At 67.2% G+C, this 11,863-nt stretch carries 12 protein-coding genes; 4 read left to right on the forward strand and 8 right to left on the reverse strand.

Features of this window, described 5'->3' with window-relative positions; translation table 11 throughout:
- Positions 1-29 precede the first annotated feature (29 nt).
- Both ACVWZ7_RS03315 and ACVWZ7_RS03320 read left to right on the forward strand, forming a co-directional pair.
- Positions 30-701 carry a potassium channel family protein gene (locus ACVWZ7_RS03315; RefSeq protein ID WP_344365688.1) on the forward strand — a complete coding sequence of 224 codons (672 nt, stop codon included), beginning with the start codon at positions 30-32 and terminating at the stop codon, positions 699-701.
- A complete protein-coding gene (locus ACVWZ7_RS03320; RefSeq protein ID WP_456506978.1) occupies positions 702-1,445 on the forward strand; it encodes a potassium channel family protein in 744 nt (247 codons plus the stop codon).
- 88 nt (positions 1,446-1,533) lie between these two features.
- Here the strand turns inward: ACVWZ7_RS03320 and ACVWZ7_RS03325 are convergent, their stop codons facing one another.
- From ACVWZ7_RS03325 to dut, 4 genes are all read right to left on the reverse strand, one after another.
- Complete coding sequence (locus tag ACVWZ7_RS03325; protein WP_456506979.1) at positions 1,534-2,388, reverse strand: DUF3159 domain-containing protein; 855 nt, start codon at positions 2,386-2,388, stop codon at positions 1,534-1,536.
- Positions 2,385-2,837 (reverse strand): hypothetical protein, encoded by a 453-nt coding sequence (locus tag ACVWZ7_RS03330; RefSeq protein WP_116768187.1) that lies wholly within the window; start codon positions 2,835-2,837, stop codon positions 2,385-2,387. The genes ACVWZ7_RS03325 and ACVWZ7_RS03330 overlap by 4 nt, the downstream gene beginning before the upstream one ends.
- A complete protein-coding gene (locus tag ACVWZ7_RS03335) occupies positions 2,830-3,576 on the reverse strand; it encodes a DUF3710 domain-containing protein (RefSeq protein WP_116768188.1) in 747 nt (248 codons plus the stop codon). The genes ACVWZ7_RS03330 and ACVWZ7_RS03335 overlap by 8 nt, the downstream gene beginning before the upstream one ends.
- A gap of 184 nt (positions 3,577-3,760) precedes the next feature.
- Positions 3,761-4,279 carry a dUTP diphosphatase gene (gene dut, locus ACVWZ7_RS03340; RefSeq protein ID WP_116768189.1) on the reverse strand — a complete coding sequence of 173 codons (519 nt, stop codon included), beginning with the start codon at positions 4,277-4,279 and terminating at the stop codon, positions 3,761-3,763.
- Between the two features lie 168 nt (positions 4,280-4,447).
- Between dut and ACVWZ7_RS03345 the strand changes: the two genes are divergently transcribed.
- On the forward strand, positions 4,448-4,933 hold the full coding sequence (locus tag ACVWZ7_RS03345) for a DUF3093 domain-containing protein (RefSeq protein ID WP_456506980.1): 486 nt from the start codon (positions 4,448-4,450) through the stop codon (positions 4,931-4,933).
- Between the two features lie 21 nt (positions 4,934-4,954).
- Here ACVWZ7_RS03345 and ACVWZ7_RS03350 read toward each other — a convergent pair whose 3' ends face one another.
- Positions 4,955-5,254 carry a DUF4193 domain-containing protein gene (locus tag ACVWZ7_RS03350; protein WP_091255680.1) on the reverse strand — a complete coding sequence of 100 codons (300 nt, stop codon included), beginning with the start codon at positions 5,252-5,254 and terminating at the stop codon, positions 4,955-4,957.
- A gap of 358 nt (positions 5,255-5,612) precedes the next feature.
- On the opposite strand from ACVWZ7_RS03350, the gene sepH reads away from it, so the two are divergent.
- Positions 5,613-7,049 (forward strand): septation protein SepH, encoded by a 1,437-nt coding sequence (sepH, locus tag ACVWZ7_RS03355; RefSeq protein WP_456506981.1) that lies wholly within the window; start codon positions 5,613-5,615, stop codon positions 7,047-7,049.
- A 15-nt stretch (positions 7,050-7,064) separates the two neighbouring features.
- Here sepH and ACVWZ7_RS03360 read toward each other — a convergent pair whose 3' ends face one another.
- From ACVWZ7_RS03360 to ACVWZ7_RS03370, 3 genes are all read right to left on the reverse strand, one after another.
- Entirely contained in the window at positions 7,065-8,294 is a 1,230-nt protein-coding gene (locus ACVWZ7_RS03360; RefSeq protein ID WP_116768192.1) for an alkaline phosphatase family protein, read from the reverse strand.
- Between the two features lies 1 nt (position 8,295).
- Positions 8,296-9,039 carry a DUF5998 family protein gene (locus ACVWZ7_RS03365; protein ID WP_091255674.1) on the reverse strand — a complete coding sequence of 248 codons (744 nt, stop codon included), beginning with the start codon at positions 9,037-9,039 and terminating at the stop codon, positions 8,296-8,298.
- An 80-nt stretch (positions 9,040-9,119) separates the two neighbouring features.
- Positions 9,120-11,831 carry a bifunctional acetate--CoA ligase family protein/GNAT family N-acetyltransferase gene (locus tag ACVWZ7_RS03370; protein ID WP_456506982.1) on the reverse strand — a complete coding sequence of 904 codons (2,712 nt, stop codon included), beginning with the start codon at positions 11,829-11,831 and terminating at the stop codon, positions 9,120-9,122.
- Positions 11,832-11,863 lie beyond the last annotated feature (32 nt).

The following is an 11,863-nucleotide window of genomic DNA, read 5'->3' on the forward strand; positions in this document are numbered from 1 at the left end:
ATCAGACGCAGAACCAAGAGGAGGCCCATGTGGCGCACTTCGTGATCATGGGTTGTGGCCGTGTCGGGGCAACCCTGGCACACACGCTCGAGGAAGCCGGCCATTCAGTGGCCATTATCGACCAAGACGACCGTGCCTTCCGCCGGCTCCGTGCGGGCTTCACCGGCCGTAAGGTCACGGGGGTCGGATTCGACCGCGAGACCCTCAAGCGGGCCGGCGTCGAGGAAGCCTACGCATTCGCGGCGGTCTCCAGCGGCGACAACTCCAACATCCTCGCCACCCGGGTAGCCCGCGAGACCTTCCACGTTCCCCACGTCGTGGCCAGGATTTACGATCCGGGCCGCGCCGAAATCTACCAGCGCCTCGGAATCCCCACGGTGGCCGCGGTCCGTTGGAGCGCCGACCAGGTGCTGCGCCGCATCCTGCCGGAACAGCACGTCGCCGGCGATTTCCGCGAGCCCTCGGGCCGCCTGGTCCTCGCCGAGGTGGACCTCAACCCCGGCTGGATCGGTCACCCGCTCGCGTCGATCGAGAAAGCGGCCGGCATCCGGGTCGCGTATCTGACCCGGTTCGGCGAGGGGACCCTGCCCGCCGCCGGCATGTCCTACCAGGACGGCGACACCGTCCACGCCATGCTGAACGTGGACCGCAGCTCCGAGGTCGGCCATATTCTCGCCAAGTCCCCCGCCAAGGAGTCCTAAGTGAAAGTCGTCATCGTCGGTGCCGGAAGCGTCGGATCCTCGATCGCCCGTGAACTGCTGGCCCACAAGCACGAAATCCTGCTGATCGATGAGAAACCGGAGGTCATCGGCCGCAGCGGACTGCGCGGCGCTCACTGGCTTGTCGGTGACGCCTGCGAGCTGAGCACGCTGCAGGACGCCAAACTCGAGGACGCCGACGTCGTGGTTTCCGCCACCGGTGACGACAAGGTCAACCTTGTAGTCTCACTGCTGGCCAAGACGGAATTCGGCGTGGGGCGGACCGTCGGCCGGGTCAACAACCCGAAGAACGACTGGATGTTCGATGACTCCTGGGGCGTCGACGTGGCGGTTAACACCCCGCAGCTCATGACCGCACTGGTGGAGGAAGCGGTGGAGATCGGCGACCTGGTCCGGCTGCTGACGCTCCAGACCGGGGTGTCCTCGCTGGTGGAGTTCACGGTCCCGCATGATTCCCACGTGATCGGCCTGACCGTGGGCGATGTCCAGTGGCCCGAGGACTCCACCTTAGTGGCGATCCTGCGCGACCAGGCACCCCTCACGCCCAGCCGCGACGACGTGATCGACGGCGGCGACGAGTTGTTCTTCGTGACTACTATCGCGGCCGAGGACGACCTCCGCGCCCTGCTGGCACCCGAGTCCCCGCTCGATGATCAGCACCCGGTGACCTCGGACCAGCACGGCCACGTGACCCAGCCGGCCGGAGACGACGGCTTCGACGGCTGACTGGCTTTAAACCGCAGTTGCGCTATCAGTTGTGGCTGTTCTCAGGACTGGGAACAGCCACAACTGATAGCTCAAGCGGTTGGTCGAGCTATTTTGTTTCGGCTTCTGCGTCTGTTTCGGCCAATACCGGCGCGGGCCGGGTCAGCAGCCAGGCAATCCAGACGCCGAGGATGTAGAGCGGGGCACCCATGAGCAGCCGGGTGGTGGCGAGGGCGGCGAGGCCTTCTTCCCCCATGAAGTAAAGCGGAACCTGCACCACGAGCCGCAGGACCAGCACGGAAACAATCACCCACGTGCCGATCCCGTAGGCCTTTACCCGCTTCGGATCTTTACGCCAGTCCAGGCCCTCGTTGCGGATGAAGCCGAAGAGCAGGCCGGCGATCGGCCAGCGCACGGCGACGGAGATGGACATCGCGAGGATGTAGCCCATGTTGGTGAAGAACCCCAGGACGTAGAAGTTCTCCGCCTTTCCCGTCGAGGTGGCGAGCCAGGCGGAAAGCCCGACGCCTATGAACCCCGCCAGTGCCTGCGTCAGAGGCTTGCGCTGGACGAGCCTGGCCACGGTAAAGGCGGCGGCCACCGCCACGGAAGCGATGACGGCCAGCGACAGGTTCTCGCGGTCTATGGTGAAGGCGATCAGGAAGACGAGGCCCGGCAGGATGCTCTCCGCGATGCCCTGGATGCCGCCGGCGCTCTTAAGCACGTCAATATTGCCGTTGCTCGACCGGTGCAGGCCGGCCTTTGCCGCATAGTCGCCGGCAAGCTGGGCCACGGTCGGCTGCGAAGCAACGGGCTGGGACGCGACGGGCTGTGAGACTGTCGGCTGGGACGCGACGGGGCGGGAAATGTCCTGGTCGGTGCCGGCGGCTTCCCGTGGCTCCCGCGGGTCCAATTCCCTGTCTTCCCGCCGGGGGGCCCGCTCGGGGTGTTCGGGCAAGGTCATTGCTCCTCCTGGCGGGACAGTATTTCGTAGCGCGGATTGAAGATGGTGGGCAGTCCGTCACGGATGGTGACCATGCCCTCGAGCCGGAGTTCTGTGCCGGCGTCGACACCGGGAATCCGTCGGCGCCCCAGCCATACGACGCGCAGCCGGTCCTTGGGGCCCGCGGGCCGCTGGCGCTGCGCGCCGGGACGCACGCGGTGGGTGGACACGGTGGCAGGCAGGCTGCCGGCCGCTTCTGCACCGGCGCCGCCCTTCGCGCCGGCTCCCAGGAAGCGGGAGACCGGGGCTGGCGCGTCGTGATCAATCACGATGGCGGTGAAGGCGGCCACCTGGTTGGCCGGCACGTACGTGACGGACTCGATGAAGCCGTGGCATAGCACCCGTCCGCGGTCCGGCAGGTCCCGGACCGGCACGGCGGCGGTAGCTTTCTTGCCGGCGGCTTCAGCCAATCTGGGTTATCTCCGGTCCGCGTTCGGGCTGTTCGAATTCGGGGGCCGCGTGCGGGGAGGGCGCGGCCGCCGTGTCCTTGGGAAGGCGGAGCTGCAGCAAGTCGCGCGGCGGCATGGGGTTCTCGCCGCGGACGACGACAATCTGCCGGAAGAGCCCTTCCAGCCCGGCCGCGGAGTCGCGGTCCAGTGCCGCCTCGCCGCCGAAGACGCCGCGGAGAAACCAACGCGGGCCGTCGACGCCGATGAAGCGAGCCACGCGGTAGCCCTGGCTGCCGTCCGCGCCGCCTGCAGGGAGCTTGGCCACGAGCTCGGTGCCGAAGCTGCCCTCGATCTCTTCGACCTGGCCGCCCTGGCTGCCGACCGACTGGCCGATCTGTTCACGAATTTCGTCCCACAGGCCCTCTGAACGGGGGGCAGCGAAAGCCTGAAGCTGAAGGCTCGACCCCTCCAGGTCCATCGTGACGGCTACGACCCGCTGGGTGGCCTCTTCAACTTCCAGGCGGAGCTGGAGTCCCTCGCGGGGGGTGATCAGGAGCGCACCAAGGTCCACGTAGCCGTCCTGGCCCTCGATTTCCGAGACGTCGAAGGGACCCGTAGAGGCCCGGCCCGCGGTCTTGGCTGCGTTGCCGGCAGGCTTCGTGCCGTCCACAGTCGCAGTGCCGTCAACAACAGCCTCCTGGTCCGTATCGGGCCCTGTCAGCTGTTCCTGCTTGGCTTTCTTGCCACGCCCAAAAACCATGGGGTTGTCTCCTTAGTTGTGATCCTGTGCCGCCGCGCGGCGCCATCCTGGCGCCTGCCTGCGTGGCCGTCCGCTACCCGGCAGCCGCCTGCTCAATTTTCCCTGCACCGCTGATCTTGTTGCAGCGCCGTGTGCGGCACTGCAGAATCCCGGATGACCCTCATGGCCAGGCCGGAACCTGTATTCAGGCCGGTCCGCCGAAACCGCCGGTGGAGCCGAAGCCGCCTCCGCCCCGGACCGAGCCGTCCAGTTCCTCGACGGGGAGGAACCGTGCATACTCCACGCGTTGAATGACCATTTGTGCAATTCTATCGCCGCGCCGCAGCTCGATCGCCTCGTCCCGGTCCGTATTGAGCAGTGTCACCGCGATTTCTCCGCGGTAGCCGGCGTCGACCGTGCCGGGGGCGTTCACAACGGTCAGACCGTGCTTTGTGGCGAGGCCGGACCGGGGGTGGATGAGCGCAACGAAGCCGTCAGGGAGGGCAATGGAAACCCCGGTTGGAACCAGGCGGCGCTCCCCCGGCGCAAGGACCACGTCCTCGCGGGCGCGAAGGTCGGCGCCGGCGTCGCCCGGGTGCGCGTACGACGGCGGTTCGAGCCCGTCGTCGAGCATCTTCAGCTGTACCGTCAAGGTGGGCGTTCCATACTCTGCATCGCGGGCCATTGGTGCGGCCCCGGCGACGGCGGTGTTTTCTTCAGTCACAGTCCCTCACTCTAACGCCAGCAACGAGTATCGTCCTAGCCGCCTGCGCGCCCGCGGGCTGCCAACCGGCCGCGCGTGCGGGCCGCCGGGTAGGAGCGGGGCTGGCATGGACTTCGAGCCGGGTGAAGCCGAGATGAAATAGCCCGCGAAAGATGGAAAGCTGGGCATATGCCCGAATCCAGCGCAGCTGCGCCTGCCCCCAAGAGTGCCCCGAGCGACTCCACTGTCCTGTACGCCGAGAAGCTCTGGCCGAACTTCTGGATCTGGCTTGTGTCGGCGGGGCTCTCCAGCGCCGGAATCCTCATGCTGGCGCCCATCAGCATCTGGGCCGGCATCACCGCAGCCATTGTGCTCTTCGTCGTCATCTCTGTACTTCTGGTGCTCTCCACGCCGTCGATCACCGTCACGAAGACCACCCTGAAGGTGGGCCGGGCCACGATCGAACGCGGGTTCCTGGGAAAGGCGACGGCGTTCCGGGGCAAGGAGGCGACGGCGGAACGCGGCACACGCCTTAACGGCCTGGCGTTCCTATGTATCCGCGGCTGGGTGGATCCGGTGGTCCGGATCGAGATCGAGGACCCCTCGGACCGCACCCCTTACTGGCTCACATCCACCCGCCACCCAGAGCAGCTGCTTGCCACACTCAATTCCTGACTTGCACCCGTTGCCGGGAGCCTAGCCCTCGCAGTCCTTGCAGTACTTGAGGCCGTCCTTTTCTCGGGCAATCTGCGAACGGTGGCGGACGAGGAAGCAGGAGGCACAGGTGAATTCGTCTGCCTGGGCGGGCAGGACCCGGACCAGCAGTTCCTCCCCGGACAAGTCAGCGCCGGGAAGTTCGTAGCCTTCGGCGAGGTCGGACTCGTCTTCATCCACCACAGCGGAAGGCTTCTCCGTACGCCGCACCTTCAGAGCCTCAATGGAATCCTCACTGAGGTCTTCTTCGGTCTTGCGCGGCGCATCGTAATCAGTCGCCATTATTTGTTGCTCACACTCCGCATTCGTTCGATTCGATCGATGTGACCATTTTGCTCAATTTGATCAAATGGTTCGCCAGTCCCGGCAGCCCTGCCGGGCTTGTGGCCTCGGGCTCCCGGAGCGGTTCTCCGATGTCAACGCCGGACATGCGGTTTTTGTGCCCGGTGTCGGTCATTTTTGCTTAAGCTCCTGCCGAACACCAGAGCCCGCTGCTCCCTTCCTGCCGTTATCTTCCGCAGACCGGCCAAAACCGCCGGAAAGTCGCGGAAAATCACGGCGCGCCAGCCGTCCTAACCCGAAATGCGTCCCGCTGGTGGCAGAGTTTCGATTGTTAGTAATGCCAGGGTGGAGGATTTGTATGCAGGATCTACGGCTTGTAGGCGTCCACGACGACGGAGAGCATCTCCTGTTGAGTGGCACCGGCGGCGAGATGTTCCAGCTGCCGATCGATGAAGCACTTCGGGCGGCAGCCAGCCGGACGGCGGCCAAGGCCGCTTCCAGCGCGGCCGCGGCACCCATTGCCATGTCTCCGCGGGATATCCAGACCAGGATCCGGAACGGAGCCACCGCCACCGAAGTGGCGGAACTGTCCGGCATTCCGCTGGAAAAGGTTCAGCGCTATGAAGGGCCGGTCCTCGCCGAGCGCGAGTACATCGCCGAACAGGCGCGCAAGGTTGAGGTGGCCTCCCCGGCCCCGGGCCACGACATCTACCGGTCCGTATTCGGGGACAATCCGGCTTCGCTCAGCGACATGGTCGAGCACCGTCTGAAGGCCTACGGCGTCGAACCCTCAAGTCTGGAATGGGACTCGTGGCGGCGTCCCGACGGCAGCTGGAACGTGGTGGCCCGCTTCGAGCCGAAGCCCGGCGGCCCGGCCGGGATCGGCGAGGAACCGCCGGCCATGTGGACCTTCCACCCCGCCCGGAAATCGCTGCACAACGCGAACCGCTGGGCCCAGCAGCTGAGCGAACTCGAGCCTCTCGAAGGCCCCGTTCCGACGCGCCGGCTTACCGCCGTTTCCGACCGGCCCTTTGACTTTGAAACCGATGCCGAGGCCGCAGCCCGGACGGCGACAGGCCAGCACAGCATCATCCATCAGATGCTGCTTCAGCAGGACCGGATCCACCAGGAACAGGACGCCGACGGGCTGCTGGACATGTTGCGTTCCCGCCGGGGTCACCGTATCGGGGTGGACGAGGACGCCGACGACGCCCTCGCCATGCTCCTGACCAATGGGGTCCCCGCGGCCCATCCCCGGCCCGCCGAGGTGCCCGAAATAGCCGAACTGGCGGAGCTGTCCGAGGCGTCTGAGATTTCGCAGGATGTTGAACCGGAGTCCGTCCCCGCGGCCGTTGAGTCTGACGACGTCAATCCGGATATCAGCGACCCCGGGCAGCCAGCAACTCCTTCGGCAGAGGCGGCCGCCCCGGTCGAGACCGATGCCTTCACGCGCCGCCGCGACGGCCGGCCGTCGATGCTCTCGCGTCTGACCCTGGCACCGCGCATCCCCGAAGAGGACGACGTCCTGAAGCTGCACGACGGCGTCAGCACTGAGACGCGGGAAGTTACCATTGCGGCCTCGCAACTTCGCCCGGCGGCCAAGAACCCGACTGCAAGCCCTGGACTGGACGAACTGATCGGCGGCGGAAGCTCGCGCCGGCAGCACCGCGAGTCCCAGGGCGCCACCCGGAACGACGCCGGTACGGACCAGCCGGAGCGCCAGCCGGCCAAGCCGAAAAGATCGAGTGTTCCCAGCTGGGATGAAATCGTCTTTGGGACCCGCAACGACCAGTAGGACAACCGCTGTGCTTTAGCGGCGGGGCGCTTTCTTACCGTCGGCCTTGAAGCACAGCAGCGGAACTTCCCGTTCGGCCTTGGTAAGGGACCCGTGCTGGCCTACGACTTCCAGGGCCGTGGGCCGGACCCGGCGCGTATCGTAGAGCGCCAGCGAATCCCGGGCCGCGATCATGACGTGCCCGATTCGCAGGGCTGCTTCCGCGCGCACGTCACCGAACAATCCGCCTGCGATCGCTTCCTCACGGGTGAAGGCCCAGATTCTGTCCCCGAAGCGGGACCGCCAGCTTTCCAGCAGGCGTGCACGGGCGACGTCGTCCGTTCCGTCCTCAAGGTACAGGTGAACCATCCGCGGCTCGCCGGCGGTGTGCCGCACTCCGGCGATGAGCGCCGGATCCGCGGAATAGTCGATCCGCTGCGACTCCGGGACATCGACCATGCCGTGGTCCGCCGTAAGCAGAACGGTGGTTCCGGGCGGCAAAGTGGCGTTGAGCCGGCGCACGGTGGCATCGAGCTCTTCGAGCTGGTGTTCCCACTGGGGTGACTGGCAGCCGTAGCGGTGCCCGGCCTTGTCCAGTTCGTTGACGTAGAAGTACATCAGCGAGGGCCCGGCGCCGGCCATAGCCTCGGCCGCCGCGCCGGTGCGGGCGTGTGAGGTGATGCCGGTGACGAATCGTCCGCCGCGGAGCGCAGCCTGGGTCATGGCCGAGGTGCTGAACTGCGGGAGGCTGACCGTCGTGACGTCGACGTGGTCGGCAGCCCTTTCAAATACGGTGGGGAACGGCTGCCAGGTCTGGGGGTCGACGCCGGCGTCCCAGTTGCCGAGCATGTTCACTACCCGGTCTTGGTCGGGGTCGAGGACGTCGTAGCCGACCATGCCGTGCTGGCCGGCCGGGAGCCCGGTGCCAAAGCTGGCAAGGGACGCCGCGGTGGTGGACGGGAACGCCGAGTCCAGTGACACCGGGACGCTGCCCTGCCCGGCCTGAAGGACCGAGCGCAAGAACGGCGTGTGCGCGGTCTTTTGCTTCAGCAGGTTGCGTCCCAGACCGTCGGCCAGCACCACACAGACCCGTTGGGCCGGCGGCAGGTGCAATTTGTTCTCGAAACCCGGGACCCCCAGGCTGGCCGCGGCACTTGTCAGGACCTCGGCGATCGAGCGGTGACCAAATGCTGGGGCCGGCGGGAGCGGGGAGGACCCGGCGGCGGCCGTCACCGGGGCAGCCTCTGGCTCACGGACGTGAGCCATGTCAGCGCTGGTGGCCGCGGCTGAGGCGGTTTCCGAACACACCCATCCGCGGTCGGGGCGGCAGACCGGGCCCGGTGTGCGGGACCGGTGCCGCGGAGCCGGTGTTGACGGCACGTAGGGCGCGCGCGAAGAGCTTGGCATCCTGCACGGCCTGCAGGCCGTCGGCCTCGGCGCTGATCCGCAGGACGATGTCCTCCTGCGCGATGGTGCCGCTGTAGCCGTGATCGGCCTCGCACTGCGGGTCCCCGCAGCTGGCCGGCCCCATGTCCAGGCGCTGGCCGCCGGACCAGGCAATGGACAGCGTCAGCTCACGGACCGGGTCAGAGGGCTTGTAGTCCTGCGGCTGGGCGTAGACGTAGCTGAGGACCACCGAGCGGATCTGCGTCACCGGGACGGACTCGGTGGAGACCTGGGCGACGGTCTGCTCGCCGGCTTCGTCAAGCTGCTGGTCGTCAACATGGGTGATGACCAGCATGTCCTCCGTCAACACCAGGACTGTGATGTGGCGGCGGACCTCGGCACGGTCGAAGTGCGTCTCGAGGTGCACCAGGTGTGCCACGCAATCGCGGCCGTCCAGGGCATCGGCGACAACGTCCGCCACGAGGCGCGGGTAGAACCCGGCCTGCTGGAGGGACCCTTCCAGGCTCTGGCCCTGCGCGCTGTGGTCATGGAGGCCATGGTGGTGCGCGGTCTGGCGTCCGGGGGCAGTCGCCAGGGGTTTGGGTGTTGGAGGCTGGGAGCTCATGGTCTCCATTTTCACAGATCGGCTGGGGACTTGCTAACTGCGCGGTCCGGAACAGGGGCTTCGGGGATGGGGGCGGGGGCCTAACTGCGCATTGCGCGGCGCGCGGTGTCCGTCCGCTGGGCGGCGTTGGCGATCCTGACGTCGGCAGCCAGGATGGACGCGCCGTCGGGCCCGGCGAGGACGGGGTTGAAGTGCACCAGCGCGACCTCCGGATGGTTGTCCTTGAGCCGTGTAAGCCGGGCGGCAAGATCCTCCAGCGCCGCAACGTCGACGGCCGGAAGGCCCTGGTACCCGAACAGTTTCCTCGAGGCCCGGGGCGCCCGGACGAAGTCGTGGACGTCGGAGCCGGAAAGCGGCGGCACACGGTGGGCCCAGTCGTCGAGCAGGTTCACGGCGTCGCCGGCCAGGCCGAAGGAGATCACCGGCCCCAGCAACGGATCCTCGATGGCACGGAAGGTGCAGGCCTGCCCCACCGGCACCATCGTCTGCACTTCCAGGGACGGCGAGCCGTACCGTTCCAGCGATTTCCGCATCTCCAGCACGTTGCGCCGCATCGAATCGGCGTCATGGATGTCCAGCCGCACGCCTCCAAGGTCCAGCCGGTGCCGCAGGGCCGGATCCGTGGTCTTCAGCACCACCGGCCAGCCGAGACGCTCGGCCGCCGCCACGGCCTCCTCCACCGTTTCGAACCCGACAGACGGGACCACCCGGATGCCGTAGTGGCCCAGCAGCCGCGCGGCCGTGTCCTGGTCCAGCCGGACCAGCTGCTCCCCGCCCACGTTGTGCAGCAGCTGTTCCAGCTCTTCGCGGGCGGCGTCCGGGTGGCAGCCTTCGGGTTCCACGAACAGGCCTTGGTCCCGGTCCAGCCACTGGGCATAGCGCACGACGGCGGCCAGTGCCGCCACCGCCGTGCCGGGGTTGGAGTAGCAGGGTACCGGCGGAGTGAGCAGAGCCTGCTGTGGCTGCTCCGGCTCGGCCCCGACCATGCCCTCCACGTAAATGGAAGGATCAAGGATTCCGCTAAACGCGGCAACCACGGGCTTGCCGGCAGCCGCGGAACATTCCGCCAGCACGCCGGCGATTTTTTCGACAGTGAGGCCGCGCGCCGGAAGCAGCGCCACCACCACAGCGTGCACCGAGTCCGACGTCAGCGTTTCCTGCAGGCTCCGCCGCAGGGCCGGCAGGGCGCGGGACATGCCGGCGTCGAGGTCGACGTCGGCGACGATCCGGTCCACGCCGAGACCCTGCCCGGCGGCGCTGTCCGCCACCACCTTGCCGAGGGCACGCGAATTGCTGAAGACGGCGATGCCGGGGCCCTTGGGCAGCGGCTGGCTGGACACGATCTGGGCGACGTCCATGAGTTCTTCGATGGTCTCGACCCGGATCACGCCGGCCTGCCGCATCATGGCGTCCAGGGCTTCAGGGGGCGCCTGCGTGGTGCGGACGGCGTGCCCGGGCGGCAAGTTCAGGCCCATGGCGTCGGACTTGGCCACAATAACGGGCTTGATCCGGGCCAGGCGTCGCGCCAGCCGGGAAAACTTGCGCGGGTTGCCGATCGATTCCAGATACAGCCCCACCGCCGTGGTGTCGGCGTCGTCCTCCCAGTACTGCATCAGGTCGTTGCCGGAGACGTCGGCGCGGTTGCCGGCGGAGAGGAAGGTCGAGATGCCCACCCTGCGGCGGCTGGAGGCGGCGTAAAGGGCTACGCCGATGGCGGCCGACTGGCTGAAGAGCCCCAGGCCGCCGCGGCGGGCCAGCGTGGGCGCCATAGAGGCGTTGAGGGACACGGCCGGGTTGGTATTGACGATGCCCAGCGAGGCTGGCCCGATCACGCGCATGCCGTTGGCGCGGGCCTGCCGCACGAGTTCGCGCTGGCGGGCCAGTCCGCGTTCGCCGTCGTCCGCGTACCCGGCGGTGGCGACCACGATTCCCTTCACGCCGGCGGCGCCGCATTCCTCGACGACCTTGGGGACTTCGTCATACGGGACCGCGATGACGGCGAGCTTGACCGGACCCGGGACCTCAGAGAGCCGGGCGAAGGAGAGCATGCCGGCCAGTTCCAGGGCCTCCGGGTTGATGGCATACACCGGGCCGTGGAACCCGCCTTCGATGATGTGCTCAAGCAACTGGTAGCCCACGGTTCCCCATTTGCGGCTCGCCCCGATCACGGCCACGGAGGACGGGGCCAGCAGTTCCTGGATGCTGCGGGCCTCGGCGCGGTGCTCGCGGGATTCCATCACGGCCCGGGATTTGTCCGTGGGATCGATGTTGAACTCGAGGCTGACCACGCCGTCGTCAAAGTGCCGTTTGACGTCATAGCCGGCGTCGGAGAACACCATGAGCATCTTGCGGTTTTCCGGGAGCACTTCGGCGCTGAACTTGCGGATCCCGTTTTCGCGGGCGGCGGCCGCGAGGTGTTCCAGCAGGATCGAGCCGATCCCGCGGCCCTGGTGGGCGTCGGCGATGTTGAAGGCGACCTCGGCCTCTTCCGGGTCGTTGAGCCGGTCGTAACGGCCGATGCCCAGGATCTCGCCGCCGATGGTGATCACCAGGGCAACCCGGTCCTTATAGTCCACCTCGGTGAAGCGCTTGAGTTCCTTGCCGGTCAGCCGGGACTTGAAGGCGAAGAAGCGCATATAGATGGACTTCTGGGACTGGCCCACGTGGAAGGCCTGGACCGCGTCCGCATCGGAGGGGTGGATGGGGCGCAAATGTGCTGTGCCGCCGTCGCGCAGGACAACATCGGCTTCCCAATATTCCGGATATACGCCGTCCGAGGGCTGATCCACCATAGGCTTAGCCTAGTCATAAACTTACGCAGTAC

The sequence above is a fragment of the Arthrobacter sp. TE12232 genome, assembly GCF_054062615.1.

Coding starts and splice junctions, on each gene's coding strand:
- ACVWZ7_RS03325 (WP_456506979.1), bottom strand. CDS start 2,388: ATGACCTTGCCCGAACACCCCGAGCGGGCCCCCCGGCGGGAAGACAGG.
- ACVWZ7_RS03335 (WP_116768188.1), bottom strand. CDS start 3,576: ATGGTTTTTGGGCGTGGCAAGAAAGCCAAGCAGGAACAGCTGACAGGG.
- ACVWZ7_RS03345 (WP_456506980.1), top strand. CDS start 4,448: ATGCCCGAATCCAGCGCAGCTGCGCCTGCCCCCAAGAGTGCCCCGAGC.
- ACVWZ7_RS03350 (WP_091255680.1), bottom strand. CDS start 5,254: ATGGCGACTGATTACGATGCGCCGCGCAAGACCGAAGAAGACCTCAGT.
- sepH (WP_456506981.1), top strand. CDS start 5,613: ATGCAGGATCTACGGCTTGTAGGCGTCCACGACGACGGAGAGCATCTC.
- ACVWZ7_RS03360 (WP_116768192.1), bottom strand. CDS start 8,294: ATGGCTCACGTCCGTGAGCCAGAGGCTGCCCCGGTGACGGCCGCCGCC.
- ACVWZ7_RS03365 (WP_091255674.1), bottom strand. CDS start 9,039: ATGAGCTCCCAGCCTCCAACACCCAAACCCCTGGCGACTGCCCCCGGA.
- ACVWZ7_RS03370 (WP_456506982.1), bottom strand. CDS start 11,831: ATGGTGGATCAGCCCTCGGACGGCGTATATCCGGAATATTGGGAAGCC.